The sequence below is a fragment of the Achromobacter sp. 413638 genome (genome assembly GCF_043119405.1).
Classification (GTDB): domain Bacteria; phylum Pseudomonadota; class Gammaproteobacteria; order Burkholderiales; family Burkholderiaceae_B; genus Achromobacter.
In genome coordinates, this window is record NZ_JBICCO010000019.1 from 1 (window position 1) to 20,379 (window position 20,379).

Annotated in this window: 16 protein-coding genes; 14 read left to right on the plus strand and 2 right to left on the minus strand. The window is 68.6% G+C overall.

Annotated elements, in window-relative coordinates; translation table 11 throughout:
* Positions 1–90: 90 nt before the first annotated feature.
* Positions 91–1,662 carry an ABC transporter substrate-binding protein gene (locus tag ACEU5R_RS10205; protein WP_103272647.1) on the minus strand — a complete coding sequence of 524 codons (1,572 nt, stop codon included), beginning with the start codon at positions 1,660–1,662 and terminating at the stop codon, positions 91–93.
* 222 nt (positions 1,663–1,884) lie between these two features.
* Entirely contained in the window at positions 1,885–2,388 is a 504-nt protein-coding gene (locus tag ACEU5R_RS10210) for a MarR family winged helix-turn-helix transcriptional regulator (protein WP_103272646.1), read from the minus strand.
* A gap of 394 nt (positions 2,389–2,782) precedes the next feature.
* Between ACEU5R_RS10210 and ACEU5R_RS10215 the strand changes: the two genes are divergently transcribed.
* The 14 genes from ACEU5R_RS10215 (at position 2,783) to ACEU5R_RS10280 (ending at position 20,358) form a co-directional block, all read left to right on the plus strand.
* Entirely contained in the window at positions 2,783–5,008 is a 2,226-nt protein-coding gene (locus ACEU5R_RS10215) for a thiamine pyrophosphate-dependent enzyme (RefSeq protein ID WP_392410058.1), read from the plus strand.
* Between the two features lie 9 nt (positions 5,009–5,017).
* Positions 5,018–6,526, plus strand: coding sequence for an indolepyruvate oxidoreductase subunit beta family protein (locus ACEU5R_RS10220; RefSeq protein WP_392410059.1), 1,509 nt, complete (start codon positions 5,018–5,020; stop codon positions 6,524–6,526).
* A 130-nt stretch (positions 6,527–6,656) separates the two neighbouring features.
* Positions 6,657–7,634 (plus strand): PDR/VanB family oxidoreductase, encoded by a 978-nt coding sequence (locus tag ACEU5R_RS10225; RefSeq protein ID WP_392410060.1) that lies wholly within the window; start codon positions 6,657–6,659, stop codon positions 7,632–7,634.
* A gap of 40 nt (positions 7,635–7,674) precedes the next feature.
* Entirely contained in the window at positions 7,675–8,991 is a 1,317-nt protein-coding gene (locus ACEU5R_RS10230) for an aromatic ring-hydroxylating dioxygenase subunit alpha (protein WP_392410061.1), read from the plus strand.
* On the plus strand, positions 8,992–9,483 hold the full coding sequence (locus ACEU5R_RS10235; RefSeq protein WP_392410062.1) for an aromatic-ring-hydroxylating dioxygenase subunit beta: 492 nt from the start codon (positions 8,992–8,994) through the stop codon (positions 9,481–9,483). It abuts the gene before it with no gap.
* A gap of 9 nt (positions 9,484–9,492) precedes the next feature.
* Positions 9,493–11,145: an AMP-binding protein gene (locus ACEU5R_RS10240; RefSeq protein ID WP_392410063.1), complete on the plus strand. Its 1,653-nt coding sequence runs from the start codon at positions 9,493–9,495 to the stop codon at positions 11,143–11,145.
* Positions 11,142–12,311, plus strand: a complete 1,170-nt coding sequence (locus ACEU5R_RS10245; protein WP_392410064.1) for a thiolase family protein — start codon at positions 11,142–11,144, stop codon at positions 12,309–12,311. Before ACEU5R_RS10240 ends, ACEU5R_RS10245 begins: the two co-directional genes overlap by 4 nt.
* Positions 12,308–13,549 carry an SDR family NAD(P)-dependent oxidoreductase gene (locus ACEU5R_RS10250; RefSeq protein WP_392410065.1) on the plus strand — a complete coding sequence of 414 codons (1,242 nt, stop codon included), beginning with the start codon at positions 12,308–12,310 and terminating at the stop codon, positions 13,547–13,549. The genes ACEU5R_RS10245 and ACEU5R_RS10250 overlap by 4 nt, the downstream gene beginning before the upstream one ends.
* A 70-nt stretch (positions 13,550–13,619) precedes the next feature.
* Positions 13,620–14,399, plus strand: coding sequence for a cyclase family protein (locus ACEU5R_RS10255; protein WP_392410066.1), 780 nt, complete (start codon positions 13,620–13,622; stop codon positions 14,397–14,399).
* A gap of 163 nt (positions 14,400–14,562) precedes the next feature.
* Entirely contained in the window at positions 14,563–15,291 is a 729-nt protein-coding gene (locus tag ACEU5R_RS10260) for an SDR family NAD(P)-dependent oxidoreductase (RefSeq protein WP_103272636.1), read from the plus strand.
* A gap of 186 nt (positions 15,292–15,477) precedes the next feature.
* Positions 15,478–16,629, plus strand: coding sequence for an ABC transporter substrate-binding protein (locus ACEU5R_RS10265; protein WP_392410067.1), 1,152 nt, complete (start codon positions 15,478–15,480; stop codon positions 16,627–16,629).
* Between the two features lie 151 nt (positions 16,630–16,780).
* On the plus strand, positions 16,781–17,818 hold the full coding sequence (locus tag ACEU5R_RS10270) for a branched-chain amino acid ABC transporter permease (protein ID WP_103272634.1): 1,038 nt from the start codon (positions 16,781–16,783) through the stop codon (positions 17,816–17,818).
* Positions 17,815–19,608 (plus strand): ATP-binding cassette domain-containing protein, encoded by a 1,794-nt coding sequence (locus tag ACEU5R_RS10275; RefSeq protein ID WP_392410068.1) that lies wholly within the window; start codon positions 17,815–17,817, stop codon positions 19,606–19,608. Before ACEU5R_RS10270 ends, ACEU5R_RS10275 begins: the two co-directional genes overlap by 4 nt.
* On the plus strand, positions 19,609–20,358 hold the full coding sequence (locus tag ACEU5R_RS10280; protein ID WP_103272632.1) for an ABC transporter ATP-binding protein: 750 nt from the start codon (positions 19,609–19,611) through the stop codon (positions 20,356–20,358). It abuts the gene before it with no gap.
* The last annotated feature ends 21 nt before the right edge of the window (positions 20,359–20,379 follow it).

Here is a 20,379-nt window from a genome sequence, read left to right on the forward strand (position 1 = left end):
GCCCCCGCCCCCCCCCCCCCCCCCCCCCCCCCCCCCCCCCCCCCCCCCCCCCCCCCCCCCCCCCCCCCCCCCCCTGCGGGTTGGCCTGAATCAGTCGACCTTGACCCAATCGGCGACCAGACGGTTGTCGGCGCGATGGATGACGGTGACGTTCTTGCGCATGGCCCAGGGAATGACCTGGTCATGCAGGGGGATGTGACCGAAGTCCTTGGCGTGGCCTTCCAGCACCTTGATGATGTCGGCGTCGCGCTTGGCGGCGTCGGTCTGGGTCTTGATGCTGTCGATGACGGCGTCAAGCTCCTTGTTGCTGTAGTTGCCCAGGTTGTACATGCCGTCCGCGCCCTCGCCCTTGGTGCGGATCAGGTTCTGCAGCGTGTACATGGCGTCGAAGGTCGGCACGCCCCAGCCGAACAGATAGGCGCTGGTGTCGAACGACTGCACCTTGGGGAAGTAGGTCGAGCGCGGCATCGCGTTCAGCGTGGCCTTCACGCCGACCTTGGCCCACATGCCCACCACCGCCTGACAGATCGCCTCGTCGTTGATGTAGCGATTGTTCGGGCAGTCCAGCGTGAAGTTCAGCGTGCCGTCATAGCCGGCTTCCTTCAGCAGGGCGCGCGACTTCTCGGGATCGTAGGGCACGCGCTTGTGGACCGATTCGGCCCAGCCGTGCACCTGCGGCGCGATCATGGTGCCGGTGGGCGCCGACAGGCCGCGCATCACGGCGCGCTTGATGGCGTCCACGTCGATGGCGCGGTACAGCGCCTCGCGCACGCGGATGTCCTGGAACGGGTTCTTGCCCTTGATGTTCGAGTACTGCAGCTCGGGACGCTTCTGGTCCAGGCCCAGGTAGATGGTGCGGTATTCGTTGCCCTCGACCACCTTGGCCGACTGGCGCAGGCGGTCCAGGTCCTGGGCGGCCGGGTCCAGCACGAAGTCGATCTCGCCGGACAGCAGGGCCGCGGTGCGGGTGGCGTTCTGCTTGATCGGGGTGAACACCACCTCGGTCACGTTGCCGACCTTGCCGGCCTTGTTCCACCAGTCCTTGTTCTCTTCGAACACGGTGCGCACGTCGACTTCGCGCGTCTTCAGCTTGTAGGGGCCGGTGCCGTTGGTGTTGCGGGCGCCGTAGGTCTCTTCCTTGTTGACGTAATCCTGCGGCTTGGCGATGTTGTGCTTTTCCGCCCAGGCCTTGTTCATGATGAACACGTTGGTCAGCTGGCGCAGCAGCACCGGGTTCGGCGCCGACGTTTCGACCTCGAGGGTCAGGTCGTCGATCTTGCGCGCTTCCTTGATGCCGGTCGTGTAGGCCTTGTAGTTCGAGGTCGGCGCCATGGCGCGGTGGATCGAGAACACCGCGTCGTCGGCGGTGAAGGCCGCGCCGTCGTGGAACTTGACGCCGGGGCGCAGCTTGAAGCGGTACAGCGTGGGCGAGACCTGCTCCCACTCCGTGGCCAGGCGCGGCACCACCTTGAAGGACTTGTCGTAGTCCACCAGCGGTTCGTACACATAGCTGTTGGCGGCGATGGTCATGCCTTCGTTCTGCGAGTGCGGGTCGAAGGTGAGGATGTCGCCCTGGGCGGCCCAGCGGAAAGTCTTGGCCTGTCCGATCGAGGGCACGGCCACGGCGGCGGCGATCGCGATAGCAATCAAAGTGCGGCGCATAGGTTCAACTCCTGACTGTAGTCTGAAAATACCGGCGCGATATTGCCTAGCGCCGGAACCCGCGTCAATTCAGGGTTTATGCGTACCGGAGGCGGTTTTCAGAGAGAGGAACAAAACAGGGACGCATATGCTCGTAACAAAATAATTGAAGCGAACAGCGTTCGATCAAACACGCGATGCGCGACATTCCCGGAAAGCGGAACTCGGCCGGCATCCGGACGCTCAATCCTCGTCCGTTTCGGCCGTCGCCATCTCCAGCGGCACGTGCTCGGTCATCAACACTTCCAGCATCTCTATCAGCAACGTCGCCCGCTCTTCGCCGAACGGCGCCAGCACGGCCTTCTGATGCTGCAAGGCCTGTTCGCAAAGGCCCGCGATCAGATTGCGGCCCTTGGTGGTGATGCACACGCGCGTCTGGCGCCGGTCGGCGCGCACGCCGGTGCGCTCGACCAGGCCGTCAGCCTCCATGCGTTGCACCACCTTGCTCAGCGTGGGCTGCTTGGTGATGGCCAGCACGGCCAGCGTGCCGATGGTTTCGCCGGCGCTGCCTTCCAGGCTGGCCAGCACCCGCCATTCCGTGACCGACAGGCCGGCAGCGCGCACCTGCAGATGGAACTCGGCGGAAATGCGCTGGCTGGCCTGCGCCAGCAGATAGGCCAGATAACCGTCGACGAAACGCCCGCCGCCGGCGCCGGCCTGAATGCTCTTCTGCTTCTGCCACGCCATGTCTGTACGCTCCCGCGCCCGGTTGTTCGAGATTGTCATGCCCGTCCCGCATGCTTGCCGCGGACCATCGGCACGCGCATTGCACCACGGCGATGCGCGGCCGCGCCATGATGTGCCGCAATGCTGTTGCGCAGCACAGGGTATACCCGGAATCGCAACCCGTTTTTGCACAGTATCGGGGCGGATTGGCGGGTCAACACCTAAAGGATAGCCAGTATATACACCCTTGTTTTAGCGTGATATTTTTTTGATTCCATGAAATTTCATCTTTTTTGTTGACAGCTAAAAAGTTGACTTCTAAAGTATTTTTTAGAACATGGATCCGCGACCATTCGATGTTGCGGAGCAGCAAGGCGCAAGGACCCGCGCAGCGGTCCGCGACTAGGGGTTCGAGATGGCTGAAAGGTCCTTCAAAAAAGAAGTCCAGCAATTGCGCATCGGCGCGGGCGAAGAGTTCCGCGGCGAGGGCATCCTCGCGGTCACCAAGGCCCTGCTGCAGTCCGGCGTGGGCTATGTGGCCGGCTACCAGGGTTCGCCCATCTCGCACCTGATGGACGTGCTGGCCGACGCCAACGAGATCCTGCAGGAACTCGGCGTGCACTTCGAGGCCAGCGCCTCGGAAGCCACCGCCGCCGCCACGCTGGCGGCCTCGGTCATGTATCCGATCCGTGGCGCCGTCACCTGGAAATCCACGGTCGGCACCAACGTCGCCTCGGACGCGCTGGCCAACCTGGCATCCGGCGGCGTCACCGGCGGCGCGCTGGTGATCGTGGGCGAGGACTACGGCGAAGGCTCGTCCATCATGCAGGAACGCTCGCACGCGTTCGCCATGAAATCGCAGATCTGGCTGCTGGACCCGCGCCCCAATCTGGAAAGCATGGTCAAGGCGGTGGAAGACGGCTTTTCGCTGTCCGAGGCCAGCAAGACGCCGGTGATGCTGCAATTGCGCATCCGCGGCTGCCACGTGCACGGCCGCTTCATCGCCAAGGAAAACAAGCGCCCCGCCTTCAGCCTGGCGCAGGCGCTGGAAAGCCCGGCGCGCGACACCAGCCGCATCGTGCTGCCGCCCGCGTCCTTCCTGCACGAGCAGGAAAAGATCAAGGACCGCTGGCCCGCCGCCATCCGCTATATCAAGGAACACAAGCTCAACGAGCATTTCGACGGCGACCAGTCCGACATCGGCCTGATCCTGCAGGGCGGCCTGTACAACGGCGTCATCCGCGCGTTGCAGCTGCTGGGCCTGGCCGACCACTTCGGCAACAGCCGCATCCCGCTGTACGTCATGAACGTGACCTACCCCGTCATCGAGGACGAGGTCATCGACTTCTGCCGCGACAAGCGCGCCGTGCTGCTGCTGGAGGAAGGCCAGCCCGACTACATCGAGCAGAACCTGCACGCGGTGCTGCGCAAGGCCGGCATCGCCACGCAGCTCTCGGGCAAGGACGTGCTGCCCATGGCCGGCGAGTACACCACCCAGGTCATGCGCGAGGGCCTGCGCGAATTCCTGCGCCGCAACCGCCCCGAATCGCTGCAGACGCATCCGGCCGTGGCCGCCGACGCAGCCGCCGCCAGCGCCGCCCAGCCCGAGATCGTCGAGATCGCGCGCGCGCGGCCCGCCAGGCCCGTCGAGCAGCCCATCACCTTCCACAAGCATGTCGAGGGGCTGGCGGCGGTGGTGCCGCCGCGCCCGGCCGGCTTCTGTACCGGCTGCCCCGAGCGCCCGATCTTCTCGGCGCTGACGCTGGCGCAGGAAACGCTGGGCCAGCACCATATTTCCTGCGACATCGGCTGCCACCTGTTCTCGATCCTGCCGCCCTTCAACCTGGGCGCCACCACCATGGGCTACGGCCTGGGCGCGTCCAGCGCCGCGGCCTTCAACGTGCCGGCGGCCAAGCGCCCGATCTCCATCATGGGCGACGGCGGCTTCTGGCACAACGGTCTGTCCTCGGGCATCGGCAACGCCGTGTTCAACAAGTACGACGGCGTCATCGTCATCGTCGACAACTACTACGCGTCGGCCACCGGCGGCCAGGACATCCTGTCCTCGCGCGCCGAGAACCCCGACCGCTCCACCAACAACCCCATCGACCGCGCCGTGCGCGGCGTGGGCGTGCAATGGGTGCGCACGCTGGATCGCACCTACGACGTGGCCAAGGTGCGCGCCACCATCGAGGAAGCGCTCACCACCGACGTCAAGGGCCCCAAGGTCATCATCGCGCAGTCCGAGTGCATGCTGAACAAGCAGCGCCGCATCAAGCCGCTGTTCAACAAGGCGGTCAAGGAAGGCAAGCGCGCGGTCAAGGAACGCTTCGGCGTCGACCCCGACGTCTGCACCGGCGACCACGCCTGTATCCGGCTGTCCGGCTGCCCCTCGCTGACCGTCAAGGACAGCGGCGATCCGCTAAAGGAAGACCCGGTCGCGCACGTGGAAAGCAGCTGCGTGGGCTGCGGCAACTGCGGTGAAGTGGCCCATGCCGCCGTGCTGTGCCCCTCGTTCTATCGCGCCGACATCGTCCACAACCCCACCGGCGGCGACAGGTTCCTGGCCCGCGTGCGCGGGGCGGTGATCGGTTTCCTGCAGCGCCGCCGCGCGGCGCGCCTGGCGCAACTCGCACTCTGAGGCTCGGACATGGACAGCAGCATCAACACTTCCGCCGCCCCGCGCGCCGCCTCGCCGATCAAGATCGCCGTCCTGGCCATGGGCGGCCAGGGCGGCGGCGTGCTCGCCGACTGGATCGTCGACATGGCCGAGCACGCCGGCTGGTGGGCGCAGACCACCTCGGTGCCGGGCGTGGCCCAGCGCACCGGCGCCACCATCTATTACCTGGAACTGCTGCCCGAGGCCGACGTCGAACGCGCCGGCCGCGCGCCCGCGCTGGCGCTGATGCCCACGCCGGGCGACGTGGACCTGGTGGTGGCGGCCGAACTGATGGAAGGCGGCCGCGCCATCCAGCGCGGCCTGGTCACGCCCGACCGCAGCGTGCTGATCACGTCCTCGCACCGCAGCTACGCGGTCAGCGAGAAATCCGCGCCCGGCAACGGCATCGCCGATCCGAACAAGGTGCTGGAGGCCGGCCGCGCCGCCGCCAAGCGCTTCATGTGCTTCGACCTGCAGGACCTGGCCGACCGCGCCGGCAGCGTCATCAGCGCCAGCCTGTTCGGCGCGGTCGCCGGCAGCGGCGCCTTGCCCTTCTCGCGCGATGATTTCGAGGCCACCGTGCGCCGCGCCGGCCTGGGCGTGGACGCCAGCCTGCGCGCCTTCGCGCTGGGCTTCGACGCCGCCGCCCAGGCACCCGAGCAGCCCGCGCCCATCGACCTGTCGCGTCCCGTGCCGGCCGCGCCGGAACAGGCCGCCAACGCGCGCACCCAGCCGCTGCTGGACATGATCCGGCGCGACTTCCCCGCCTGTGCCCAGCCCATGCTGACGGCCGGCGTGCGCCGTCAGCTCGAGTTCCAGGACCTGGCCTATGCCCGCGAATACCTGGAGCGCATGAAGGCGCTGCGCGACCTGGACGCGCGCCACGGCGGCGAGGCGCGGCAATGGGAACTGACCTGCGCCGCCGCCCGCTACCTGGCCACGGCCATGGCCTACGACGACGTGATCCGCGTGGCCGACCTGAAGACCCGCGCCACGCGCTTCGAACGCGTGCGCCAGGAAGTCGGCGCGCGCCCGGACCAGCTGGTCTACACCACCGAATTCATGCACCCGCGCCTGGAGGAAATCTGCGGCACCCTGCCCGCCGGGCTGGGCCGCTGGCTGGAAAACTCCAAGGCCTTCGGCGGCTTCGTCGAGCGCCGCCTGGGCAAGGGCCGCCGCATGCGCAGCGGCACGCTGGGCGGCTTCCTGATGCTGTACGCGCTGGCCGGCATGCGACGCTTCCGCCGCGCCACGCTGCGCCACCAGATCGAGAAGGCCGGCCTGGAGCAATGGCTGGATCTGGTCGCGCGGCTCGCGCCGCAGGACTATGCGCTGGCCGTGGAAACGGTCAACTGCCGTCGCCTGGTGAAGGGCTACAGCGACACCCACGTGCGCGGCGGCGGCAAATACCGCCAGCTGCTCGCGGCCGCCGAGAAACTGGCCGGCCGCCCCGACGCGGCCGCCAGCCTGCGCGCGCTGCGCGAAACGGCCCTGAAATGAATAGACCCACCCCCGAAGCGCTACGCGCTTCCCCCTCCAGGGGGCATGCCTGCGGACCGGCGAAGCCGGATCCGCGGCATCCCGAAGGCCCCACACCCGCGCATACATTGCAAGACAAGAGGCAAGCGCCGTGCAAACCCTGAAACTCATCGTCCGCGAAGTCCGGCAGGAATCGCCGCTGATCCGTTCCTTCCGCCTGGCGCGCGAGGACGGCGGCGCGCTGCCCGCCTTCGGTCCGGGCGCGCACCTGAAGATCTCCGTCCCCGGCCTGCGCGAGCCGCGCAGCTATTCGCTGGTGCAGCTGACGCCGGACGCCGGCTGTTTCGCCGCGCCCGGCGAATACCGCCTGGGCGTGCGCCTGGAGGAAGACAGCCAGGGCGGCTCGCGCCACATGCACGCGCTGGTCGAGGGCGACACGCTGGCCGCCGAGGGCCCGCGCAACGACTTTCCGCTGCACGAAGCGCCGGCCGGCGACGATCCGGTGCTGCTGATCGCCGGCGGCATCGGCATCACGCCGGTGGCCTCGATGGCCGCCGCGCTGCGGGCCGCCGGCCGCGCCTTCCACCTGCATTACTGCGGCCGCAGCAAGGACCAGTTGGCCTTCGTGCCCGAGCTGCAGGCGCTGGCCGGCGACAGCCTGTCGCTGCACGGCGACGACGATCCCGCCAGCCGCTTCGACCTGCAGGCGCTGCTGGACGCCGCCTCGCCGCGCCAGCACCTGTACGTCTGCGGCCCCAAGGGGCTGATCGACGCCGTCATCGCCGGCGCCAAGGCCCGCCACTGGCCCGACGCCCACGTGCATTTCGAGCTGTTCGCCACGGCCGCGCCGCAGGCGGGCGACCAGCCCTTCGAGGTCGAGCTGCGCCAGTCCGGCCGCGTGCTGACCATTCCCGCCGACAAGACCATCGTCGACGTCATGGAAGAGGAAGGCTGCGATCCCATGTACGACTGCAAGCGCGGCGAGTGCGGCGTCTGCCAGGCCACCGTGCTGGAAGGCGAGCCCGACCACCGCGACTACTACCTCTCGGACACCGAGAAGGCCAGCGGCAAGATCATCCAGATCTGCATCTCGCGCGCCAAGTCCGCGCGCCTGGTGCTGGATCTCTAGGAACACCCAGCCGCCGCCCCAACCAAGGAAGCGAACCGACATGGCCAAATACCGCGACAACCCCGACGCCATCCGCGCCCTGCTGCGCGAGACCGAGGTGCACCGTGACCTGTTCATCGACCAGGAGCTGTTCGAACTGGAGATGGAACGGCTGTATGCCAACACCTGGGTCTATGTCGGCCACGACAGCCAGGTGCCCAATCCCGGCGACTACATCACCACCACCGTCGGCAATCAGCCCGTGGTCATGGTGCGCCACGGCGACCGCTCGGTGCGGGTGCTGCACAACCGCTGCCCGCACAAGGGCACCATGGTGGCCGGCGAGGCCTGCGGCAATACCGGCAAGTTCTTCCGCTGCCCCTATCACGCCTGGACCTTCAAGACCGACGGCAGCCTGCTGTCCATCCCGCTGAAGAAAGGCTACGAGAACACTGGCCTGGATCAGTGCGAGGCCAGCCAGGGCATGGCCGCCGTCAAGGACGTGCGCAACCACCGAGGCTTCGTGTTCTGCCGCCTGAATCCCGAGGGTCAGTCCTTCGAGGACTTCTTCGGCGAATCGCTGACCACGCTGGACAACATGGCCGACCGCTCGCCCGAGGGCCGACTGGAGGTCGCCGGCGGCGTGATGCGCTACATGCACCGCTGCAACTGGAAGATGCTGGTCGACAACCAGACGGACACCTGTCACCCCATGGTCGCGCACGAGTCCTCGGCCGGCACCGCCGTCAAGGTCTGGGAGCAGGCGCCCGCCGGCACGCCCAAGCCCATGGCGGTGGAGCTGTTCGCGCCCTTCATCTCGCCCTATGAGTTCTTCGAGAACATGGGCATCCGCGTATGGGAAAACGGCCATGGCCACACCGGCGTGGCCGACTCGATCCACGCCGCCTACTCCGGCGTGCCCGGCTACTGGGAAGCCATGACGGCGGCCTATGGCGAGGAACGCGCCAAGCAGATCCTGGGCGATGTGCGCCACAACACCGTCTATTTCCCCAACATCATGGTGAAGGGTCCGATCCAGACGCTGCGCGTCTTCAAGCCCATCGCCGCCGACCGCACGCTGGTCGAGTCCTGGACCTTCCGCCTGGTCGGCGCGCCCGACCTGCTGCTGGAACGCACGCTGATGTACAACCGGCTCATCAACGCGCCCACCTCCGTGGTCGGACACGATGACCTGGAAATGTACGAGCGCGCCCAGGACGGGCTGCAATCGCGCGCCCGCGAATGGGTCAACGTCGGCCGCCTCTACTCGCCCGACGAACTGGGCCGGAAAAACGTCGTCACCAACGGCACCAACGAATGGCAGATGCGCAACCAGTACCGCGCATGGGGCCGCTACATGACCGGACAGGAGGCTTGAATGGCCGTCAGCGACCGCGAACTGATCGATTTCGTCTACGCCGAGGCGCGCATGCTCGATGAGCTGCGCTTCGAGTACTGGCTGGACCTGTACACCGAGGACGGCCATTACTGGATGCCGCTGGCCCACGGCCAGACCGACGCCAAGCTGCACGCCTCGCTGATGTATGAGGACAAGCTGCTGCTGCGCGTGCGCGTCGAGCGGCTGGCCGGCCAGCGCACCTTCTCGCAGCAACCCAAGAGCCGCTGCCACCATCTGCTGCAGGCGCCAACCGTCGAGCACGGCCATCCCGAATCCGCGCCGGCCGAAGGCCGCCACGTGGTGCGCACCGCCTTCCACTACGTCGAGACGCGCCAGGACGCGCAGACCCTGTATGCCGGCTGGGCCACGCATCACCTGGTCGAACAGGACGGCGCGCTGCGCATCCGCCTGAAACGCGTCGACCTGGTGAACTGCGACGCCGCCTTCGGCAACATCCAATTGTTCATGTAGGAGCCGGTCGTGAGCGCGACAGTCCATCAAGCCTTCCGCGACAGCGCGGCCCGCCACGGCGCCCAGCCTTTCCTGTGCATCCTGCCCGAAACGGCCGAGGCCTACGGCATCGCCGCCGGCGAGCTGGCCTACGGCGCGGCCGCCGAGGCCATCGAGACGCTGCGCGCCGCCTATGCGCGCGCCGGCTATGGCCACGGCCACCGCGCCGGCCTGCTGCTTGAAAACCGCCCCGCATTCTTCCTGCACTGGTTCGCGCTCAACGCGCTGGGCGTGTCGGTGGTGCCCGTCAATCCCGACCTGCGCGCCGCCGAACTCGAATACCTGACCGGTCATTCCGAAATCGCGCTGGCCGTGGCCCTGCCCGGCCGCCACGCTGACTTGCAGGCCGCCGCCGCGCGCGCCGGCCGCGAGCTGCGCGTGATGGGTCCTGACGACGCGCCGCCCGCCGCGCCCTTTGCCGCGCCGCTGGCCGGCAGCGAGCCGGGCGAGTTGAGCGAATGCGCGCTGCTGTACACGTCCGGCACCACCGGCCGGCCCAAGGGCTGCATCCTGCCCAACCGCTATTTCCTGCACGCCGGCGGCTGGTACGCGCGCATAGGCGGCCTGGCCGCGCTGCGCCCCGGCCAGGAACGCATGCTGACCCCGCTGCCGCTGGTGCACATGAACGCCATGGCCTATTCCGCCATGGCCATGGTGCTGACGGGCGGCTGCCTGATCCCGCTGGACCGCTTCCACCCGCGCAGCTGGTGGGACAGCGTGCGCGACTCGCGCGCCACGGTGCTGCACTACCTGGGCGTGATGCCCGCCATCCTGATGAAGGCCGAGCCCTCGCCCAAGGACGCGCAGCCGGGCATCCGCTTCGGCTTCGGCGCGGGCGTGGACCGCAAGCTGCACGCGCCCTTCGAGGCGCGCTTCGGCTTCCCGCTGCTGGAAGCCTGGGCCATGACCGAGACCGGCGCGGGCGCCGTCATCATCGCCAACAAGGAGCCGCGCCACATCGGCAGCAGCTGCTTCGGCGCCGAGGAAGACGACGTGCAGGTACGCATCGTCACTGACGCGGGCGTCGAGGCCGCCACGGGCGAACCCGGCGAGCTGCTGGTGCGCCACGCCGGCGACGATCCGCGCTACGGTTTCTTCGCCGGCTACCTGAAGGACGCCGCGGCGACGGACGAGGCCTGGGAAGGCGGCTGGTTCCACACCGGCGACATCGTGCGCCGCGAGGCCGACGGCGCGCTGCGCTTCGTCGACCGCAAGAAGAACGTGATCCGCCGCAGCGGCGAGAACATCTCGGCCGTGGAAGTCGAAAGCGTGCTGATGCAGCACCCGCTGGTCAAGGCCGTGGCGGTGGCCGCCGTGCCGGACGCGGTGCGCGGCGACGAAGTGCTGGCCTGCGTGGTGCCGGCCGATCCGCTCGCTACCGACGCGGACCGGCAGGAAGCCGCCCGCGCCATCGTGCAATGGAGCCTGGAGCAGCTGGCCTACTACAAGGCGCCCGGCTACGTGGCCTTCGTCGACAGCCTGCCGCTGACCACCACCAACAAGATCCAGCGCGGCGAGATGAAAGCGCTGGCGCCCACGCTGCCCGGCACCGCGCACTGCGTGGACACCTGTGCGATGAAGAAGAAGAGCCCCGAGAAAGCCCACGCCGGAGCCGCGCGATGAGCCGCCTCGGCTATGACGGCGTGGTGGCGGCGCTGCCCGTCACCATTCCCTATGAGCGCTACAGCACGCATGCCGCGCACTGGTGGCTGGGCCGCGCCCTCGGCGCGCTGATCCGCCAGGCCGGCCTGGCCAAGACCGACGTGGACGGGCTGTGCGTGTCCAGCTTCACGCTGGCGCCCGACAGCGCCGTGGGCCTGGTCCAGCACCTGGGCATGAGCCCGCGCTGGCTGGACCACATTCCCATGGGCGGCGCCAGCGGCGTGGCCGCGCTGCGGCGCGCCGCGCGCGCCGTGCAGGCCGGCGACGCCGAGATCGTAGCCTGCATCGCGGGCGACACCAATCACGTGGACTCGTTCCGCAACACCGTCAGCCAGTTCTCGCGCTTCGCCCAGGACGCCGTGTATCCCTACGGCGCCGGCGGCCCGAACGCCAGCTTCGCGCTGCTGACCGCGCACTATATGCGCGAGTCCGGCGCCACCCGCGAGGACTTCGGCAAGCTCTGCGTGGCCCAGCGCGACAACGCGCTGCGCTACCCGCACGCGCTGATGAAGAAGCCGCTGACGCTGGAACAGTACCTGGGCGCGCGCGTCATCACCGATCCCATCCACCTGTTCGACTGCGTCATGCCCTGCGCCGGCGCCGACGCCTTCCTGGTGATGAGCGAATCGCGCGCGCGGGCGCTCAAGCTGCCCCATGCGCGCATCCTGTCCACCATCGAGCGCCACAACGCCTGGATCGACGACCCGATCCAGACGCGCGGCGGCTGGACCATGGACGTGGACGAGCTGTACGGCATGGCCGGCCGCGCGCCCGCCGACATGGACTTCCTGCAGGCCTATGACGACTACCCTGTCATCAACCTGATGCAGCTGGAAGACCTGGGTTTCTGCGCCAAGAACGAGGGACCGGAGTTCGTGCGCCGCCACGGCTTCACCATCGACGGCAGCTTCCCGTTCAACACCAACGGCGGCCAGCTGTCCGTCGGCCAGGCCGGCGCCGCCGGCGGCTACCTGGGCTTGACCGAAGCGCTGCGCCAGCTGACCGGCACGGCCGGCGGCACCCAGGTGGCCGACGCCCGCGTCGGCATGGTGAGCGGTTTCGGCATGATCAACTACGACCGCGGGCTGTGCACCGCCGCGGCCATCCTGGCGCGGAGCGACGCATGACCCAGCCCCTGGCCAAGCCTCCCAAGAAAGATCCGGTCGCGCGCACGCGCCAGCCCACGCTGCCGCCCGGCTGGCGCAGCCGCGCCGCGCTGGGCCTGACCGCCGCCGCGGCCGAGGGCCGCTTCGAATTGCAGGTCTGCGCCGATTGCGGCGCGGTCCAGTATCCGCCGCGCGAAGTCTGCGGCGGCTGCCTGTCCGAACAACTGTCCTGGCGCGCGGTGGATCCGTCCGGCACGCTGCTGGTCAGCACCACGCTGCACCATAGCAACGACCTGTATTTCCGCGAGCGCCTGCCCTGGCGCGTGGGCACGGTGCGCATGAGCGCCGGCCCCTCGGTGGTGGCGCACGTGCACCAGGATTGCGCCGACGGCGCGCCGGTGCGGCTGGCGCTCAAGCTCGACCGCAGCGGCCAGGCCGTGATGATCGCCCTGCCAGAAAGGAACACGCCGAACATGGAAGACGACAAGACCCTGCGCGAAACCTCCTGCGACCCCAAGTTCCGCCGCGCCCTGGTCACCGATGGCAAGTCGGCGGTCGGTCAGGCGGTGGCGCGCGCGCTGCTGGACGCCGGCTGCCCGATGGTGTTCCTGGGCGACCCGCAGACCTGGCGGCGCGACCCGGCCTACGACGCGCTGGCGGCCGATGGCCGGGTGCAGACGCTGGCGCTGGACGTGACCGACACCGACTCGGTGGACCGCGCGGCGGCCTCCATCGGCGGCAAGGTCGAGATCCTGGTCAACACCGCCGACCTGGAGCGCGAAGGCGGGCTGATGCAGCGCAAGGACGTCAACACCGCGCGCGAGGCGCTGGACGTGAACGTGCTGGGCATGATGCGCCTGGCGCAGGCCTTCGGCCCCGGCCTGTGCGCGCGCGCCGCCGACGGCGTCAACAGCGCCGCCGCCTGGGTCAACGTGCTGTCCATCTACGCCCACATGAACCTGCCCGCGCGCGGCATGTGGTCCGCCTCGAAGGCGGCCGCACTGTCGCTGGCCCAGTGCCTGCGCGCCGAGATGCGCGGCGCCGGCGTGCGCGTGCTGAACGTGTTTCCCGGTCCGCTGGACCATGAGTGGGAACAGCGCACCCCGCCACCGCGCGTGGCCCCGGCCACCGTCGCCGCCGCCATCGTCAAGGCCCTGCGCGACGGCGTGGAAGACGTGTACGTGGGCGACGTGGCGCAGGAATTCCGCGCCCGCATGGCCGAGAACCCCAAGGGACTGGAGCGCGAGCTGGGCGCCTGACGCCCGGCCACGCCCCTAAACGCCTCGCGCCCCGCGCGGGACCGAGCAGCAAACAACAAGGAGACGCAGCATGAGCCAGAACATCCTCGCCCAATTCATGACCGAACTGGTCTCCGGCCGCATCCGGCTGGTGGACCTGACCGAGACGCTGACGCCGGAATTCCCCACCATCGTGCTGCCGCCGGAATTCGGCCAGGCCTGGCCGTTCCGCATCGAGGAGATCTCGCGCTACGACGAGCGCGGCCCGGCCTGGTACTGGAACAACTTCTCCTGCTCCGAGCACACCGGCACGCACTTCGACGCGCCGGCGCACTGGATCACCGGCAAGGACCAGCCCGACAACACGGTCGACACGATTCCGGTGGAGGCCTTCATCGCCAGCGCCTGCGTGATCGACTGTTCGGCCGAGGCGCGCGACAACCCCGACTTCCTGCTGACGATCGATTTCGTCAAGCAGTGGGAAGCGAAGCATGGCCGCATCCCGGCGCGCTCCTGGGTGCTGATGCGCACCGACTGGTCCAAGCGCGCCAAGCCGGCCGAGTACCTGAACATGAAGGAAGACGGCGCGCATTCGCCCGGCCCGGACGCGGACGTGGTGCCCTGGCTGATCAAGGAACGCGACGTGCACGGCTTCGGCACCGAATCGGTCGGCACGGACGCGGGGCAGGCCCAGCACCTGGATCCGCCGTACCCCTGCCACTACTACATGCACGGCAACAACCGCTACGGCCTGCAATGCCTGACCAACCTGGACCAGCTGCCACCCACGGGCGCCGTGATTTTCTCGGCGCCGCTGAAGATCCGCAGCGGCTCGGGCAGCCCATTGCGCGTCCTGGCCATGGTGGCATGACCCACCCCCGAAGCGCCTGCGGCGCTTCCCCCTCCAGGGGGCGGCGCTGCGGACCGGCAAAGCCGGCTCCGCGCGCCCCCGCTCGCAGCGTCTCAAGACTGAATGAACTCGCTGCCAACACACAGCGCGATCAACAACCGACATGACAGGCAGGAACAACGCCATGAACCAACCTCAAGCAGCCATCGTCACCGGCGGCAGCGCCGGGATCGGCGCCGAGATCTGCCGCGCCATGCTGGACGCCGGCTATGACGTGATTTCCATGGCGCGGCGCGCGGGCGAGATGAGCCATCCGCGCCTGACCCACATGCAGGTGGACCTGCTGGACGAGCAGGCCACGGCCCAGGCCGCCGCCGAGGCGGTGGCGCGCCATCCGGTCAGCCACGTGATCCACAACGCCGGCGTGATCTGGCCCAACCTGCTGCCCGACGTCACGCAACAGGAACTGCACGGACTGACGCAGATCCACCTGGGCGCGGCCATCAGCCTGGTGCAGGCCGCCCTGCCCGGCATGCGCGAGCGCGGTTTCGGCCGCATCGTGATGATGTCCTCGCGCGGCGCGCTGGGCCTGCCCACCCGCACCGCCTATTCCGCCACCAAGGCCGGCATGATCGGCATGGCGCGCACCTGGGCGCTGGAGCTGGCGCCGCATGGCATCACCGTCAACGTGGTCGCGCCCGGCCCCATCCAGACCGACATGTTCTACGACGTGATCGAGGCCGGCAGCGAGCGCGAGAAGCAGATCGCCAACGGCATTCCGGTCAAGCGCCTGGGCCGCTCGGACGACGTGGCGCGCGCGGTCATGTTCTTTTCCGATCCGGCCAACAGTTTCATCACCGGACAGACGCTGTACGTCTGCGGCGGCGCCAGCGTCAGTTCGATCACGATCTGAGGCTCGTTGCGCTACGGGTTTTGACGGATAGGTAAGCGCATGCGCCGCGTCTACAGTGCATTGCCTTGCCGTTCGTCCTCCGGCGGCCCGCCGCCGGCGCTGCGCCACCCGCCGCAGTCTCCGCAACACCGGCTGTCCCCAACGGTCAGCCGCAACAAACTCTGCTCCCACTCCGGAGGTTTTGCCATGCTGTCGAAGAAGCTCCCCCTGGCCGCCGCCCTCGCCGCCGCAGCGCTGTTCTCCCTGCCCGCGCTGGCGCAAGTCAAGGTCGGCGTCGTGTCCTCGTCGACCGGCCCCACCGCCCTGGTCGGCATCCCCCAGAAGAACACCGTGCCGCTGCTGCCCAAGAAGATTGGCGACCTGACGGTGGAATACATCTCGCTGGACGACGCCAGCGATTCCACCAACTCGGTCACCGCCTTCAAGAAGCTGATCTCCGAGCAGAACGTGGACGCGCTGATCGGCCCCTCGGGCTCGCCCAACGCCATGGGCGTGATCCAGTTCGCCGCCGAGGCCGGCGTGCCGATGCTGGCGCCGGTGGGCACGGCGGCCGTGGTGCTGCCGATGAATGAACAGAAGAAGTGGGTCTTCAAGACCACGCAGAACGACGACATCATCGCGCGCGCGCTGGTCGACCACATGGCCAAGACCGGCATCAAGACCGTCGGCTTCATCGGCCTGAACGATCCCTATGGCGAAAACTGGCACAAGGTGTTCTCGGCGCTGGCCGCCGAGAAGGGCATCAAGATCACCGCCAACGAACGCTACCTGCGCTTCGACAGCTCGGTCACCGGCCAGGCGCTGAAGATCCTGGCAGCCAAGCCCGACGCGGTGCTGGTGGCCGCCCCCGGCGCGGCCAGCGTGCTGCCGCAGACGACGCTGTTCGACCAGGGCTACAAGGGCAAGTTCTACCAGACCCACGGCGCGGCGCTGCCGGACTTCCTGAAGCTGGGCGGCAAGAAGGTGGAAGGCACGATCCTGGCCGCCAGCCTGATGCTGGTGCTGCCGGAAATGCCCGACAGCAATCCGTCCAAGAAGGTCGCGGCCGACTACATCGCCGCCTACGAGAAGCTCAACGGCTCCAAGCCCGCCACCTTCGGCGCCAACGTCTACGACGCCGGCCTGCTGCTGGAGAAGGCCATCCCGCAGGCCGAGAAGGCCGGCAAGCCGGGCACCAAGGAGTTCCGCAACGCGCTGCGCGACGCGCTGGAGCAGACCAAGGAGCTGGTGGGCACGCAGGGCGTCTACAACATGACGGCCGCTGACCACAGCGGTTTCGATGATCGCGGCCGCGAGCTGATCACCGTGAAGGACGGTAACTGGACGCTGGTGAAGTAGACCACCCCCGAAGCGCCTTTGGCGCTTCCCCCTCAAGGGGGCATGCCGACGGACCGGCAAAGCCGGCTCCGTGGCATCCCGATGGGGGGCACCGATTTTTTTAGGTACGAGGGTGGCGTGCCTGCGTGCTTTGTCTTACCCGGAATTCTGCATGAATGCTCAGATCGCCCTGATACTCGGGCAGGACGGCATCACCAATGGCGCGATCTATGCGCTGCTGGCCTTGTCCATCCTGCTGGTGTTTACCGTTACCCGCGTCCTATTCATTCCGCAAGGCGAGTTCGTCGCCTTCGGCGCGCTGACCATGGCCTCGCTGCAGGCGGGCAAGCCGGTGGCGCTGGTGTGGCTGCTGCTGGCCTTCGCGCTGGCCGAAGCCGTCTGTGACCTGCTGGCCTGGCGCAAGCGGCCGGCGCGCATGCGCGTCTGGCGCATCGCCGCCAAGGCGGTCTACCCCCTGATCCTGGCCGCCCTGCTCTACCGGCTGCCGCTGGCGCAGCTGCCGATGGCGGCGCAGGCGCTGCTGACGCTGCTGCTGGTGGTGCCGATGGGGCCGCAGCTGTATCGCCTCTTCTATCAGCCGATCGCGGCCGCCTCCACGCTGGTGCTGCTGATCGTCTCGATCGCGGTGCACCTGGCGCTGGTCGGGCTGGGCCTGCTGGCCTTCGGCGCCGAGGGCGCGCGCACCGCGCCATTCAGCGACGCCGGGCTGACGCTGGGACCGGTCAACGTCAACAGCCAGGCGCTGTGGGTGGTGGCGGTGTCGGCGCTGCTGATCGTCGTGCTGTACCAGTTCTTCGAGCGTTCCATGTACGGCAAGGCCCTGCGCGCGGCGGCCTTCAACCGGCTGGGCGCGCGCCTGATGGGTATCTCGCCGGTGTTCGCCGGCCGCGCCACCTTCTTCCTGGCGGCGTTGATCGGCACGGTGTCGGGCATCCTGATCGCGCCCATCACCACCATGTATTTCGATTCCGGCTTCATGGTCAGCCTGAAAGGCTTCGTCGGCGCCATCATCGGCGGACTGGTCAGCTATCCGCTGGCCGCCGCGGGCGCGGTGCTGGTGGGCCTGATCGAGGCTTTCTCCTCGTTCTGGGCCAGCGCCTACAAGGAAATCGTCGTGTTCACCCTGATCATTCCCGTGCTGCTCTGGCGCTCGCTCAAGAGCCATCACGTCGAAGAGGAAGAAGAATGAATCCCCGCTTCGTCCTCCTGGCCTTCCTGGCCCTGCTGGCGCTGGCGCCGCCATTCCTGCCGCCGTTCTATGTCACGCTGCTGAACTACATCGGCCTGTACGCGCTGGTGGCGCTGGGCCTGGTGCTGCTGACCGGCGTGGGCGGGCTGACCAGCTTCGGCCAGGCCGCCTTCGTGGGCCTGGGCGCCTACACCACGGCCATCCTGACCACGCGCGCCGACAGCCTGCCGTCCTGGCTGGGCTGGCTTGGCGCCTCGCCCTGGCTGACGCTGCTGGCCGGCCTGCTGCTGACGCTGGTGGTGGCCTGGCTGCTGGGCGCGATCACGCTCAAGCTGTCCGGCCATTTCCTGCCGCTGGGCACCATCGCCTGGGGGCTGTCGCTGTACTTCGCCTTTGGTTCGATGGAAGGCCTGGGCGGACATACCGGCATTCCGGACATTCCCGCCATCTCGCTGTTCGGCAAGGCGCTGGACCAGGGCGAGACCATCTACTACCTGATCTGGGCCTTCCTGCTGCTGGCGGTCTGGTCCACCCGCAATCTGCTGGACTCGCGCGAGGGCCGCGCGATCCGCGCGCTCAAGGGCGGCCGCGTCATGGCCGAGTCGATGGGCGTGGACACGGCCCGCTCGCGCATGGTGATCTTCATCATCGCCGCGCTGCAGGCCTGCGCCTCGGGCTGGCTGTACGCGCACATGCAGCGCTTCGTCAATCCGAACCCGTTCGGCCTGCAGATGGGCATCGAATACCTGTTCATGACCGTCATCGGCGGCGCGGGCCAGGTATGGGGCGCGCTGGTGGGCGCGGGCGTGTTCACCGTGCTCAAGCAGTGGCTGCAGGACCTGCTGCCCAAGGTGCTGGGCCAGACCGGCAATTTCGAGGTCATCGTGTTCGGCTTCGGCATGGTGCTGCTGCTGCACCGCGCGCGCAGCGGCCTGTGGCCCTTGCTGACGCGCTGGGTGCCGGTGCGCAAGGTCGAGCGCAAGCTGGACCTGGACGCCGCGCCGCTGCCGCGCAAGCCCATGCCGCCGCGCGGCGAGGTGGTGCTCAAGGCGGTGGACGTGACCCGCAAGTTCGGCGGGCTGGTGGCCAACAACGCCATGAACCTGGAGATCCGCGCGGGCGAGATCCTGGCGTTGATCGGCCCCAACGGCGCCGGCAAGAGCACCATGTTCAACCAGATTTCCGGCGTGGACACGCCCACCTCCGGCCAGGTCACGCTGCTGGGCCAGCCGGTGGCCGGCGCCGGCGCGCGCCGCATCGCGCGGCTGGGGCTGTCGCGCACCTTCCAGCACGTGCGCCTGCTGGGCCGCATGAGCGTGCTGGAGAACGTGGCGATCGGCGCGCACCTGCGCGGCCATCGCGGCGTCATGCCGGCCGCCTGGCGGCTGGACCGCGCCGAGGAATCGCGCCTCCTGGCCGAGGCCGCGCGCCAGGTCGAGCGCGTGGGCCTGGGCCGGCACCTGCATGACGAGGCCGGCTCGCTGGCGCTGGGTCAGCAGCGCATCCTGGAGATCGCGCGGGCGCTGGCCTCGGATCCCTGCATCCTGCTGCTGGACGAACCGGCCGCCGGGCTGCGCTACCAGGAAAAGCGCGAGCTGGCCGAGCTGCTGCGCAAGCTGCGCGCCGAAGGCATGGCGATCCTGCTGGTCGAGCACGACATGGACTTCGTGATGGGCCTGGTGGACCGCGTGGTCGTGATGGACTTCGGCGAGAAGATCGCCGAGGGCCTGCCCGCCGAAATCCAGCACAATCCGGCGGTGCTTGAAGCCTATCTGGGCGGAGTGGAATAAATGGCGGCGAAACTGCTGGAAGTACAAGGCCTGCGCGTGGCCTACGACAAGATCGAGGCCGTCACGGGCGTGGACCTGGCGGTCGGCCAGGGCCAGATCGTGACCGTGATCGGCCCCAACGGCGCCGGCAAGACCACGCTGCTGTCGGCCATCATGGGCGTGCTGCCCTCGAGCGGACGCATCGTGTTCGACGGCAAGCCGCGCGAGCACGCCGAAATCGAGGAAATGGTCGCGGCCGGCATGAACCTGGTGCCGGAAAAGCGCGAGCTGTTCTCCGAGATGACGGTGGAGGACAACCTGATGCTGGGCGCCTTCGACCGCTACCGGCGCGGCCAGCGCGACCACGACGGCACGCTGGCCGAGGTCTATGACCTGTTCCCGCGCCTGCGCGAACGGCGTGGCCAGCTATCCGGCACGCTGTCCGGCGGCGAACGGCAGATGCTGGCGGTGGGCCGCGCGCTGATGGCCAAGCCCAAGCTGCTGATGCTGGACGAACCCAGCCTGGGCCTGGCGCCGCGCATCGTGCGGGAGGTCTTCCACATCGTCGCGCGCCTGCGCGACATGGGCGTGTCCATCCTGCTCATCGAGCAGAACGCGCGCGCCGCGCTGCAGGTGGCGGACTATGCCTATGTGCTGGAAACCGGCGCGGTGACGCTGGAAGGCCCGGCGGCGCAGGTGGCGCAGGATCCGCGCGTGGTCGAGGTCTATCTGGGGCTGGGGCACGGCGCGGCGGCGCAGGCGCCGGCCTGAAGCGGCGATCCTGGCATCCGC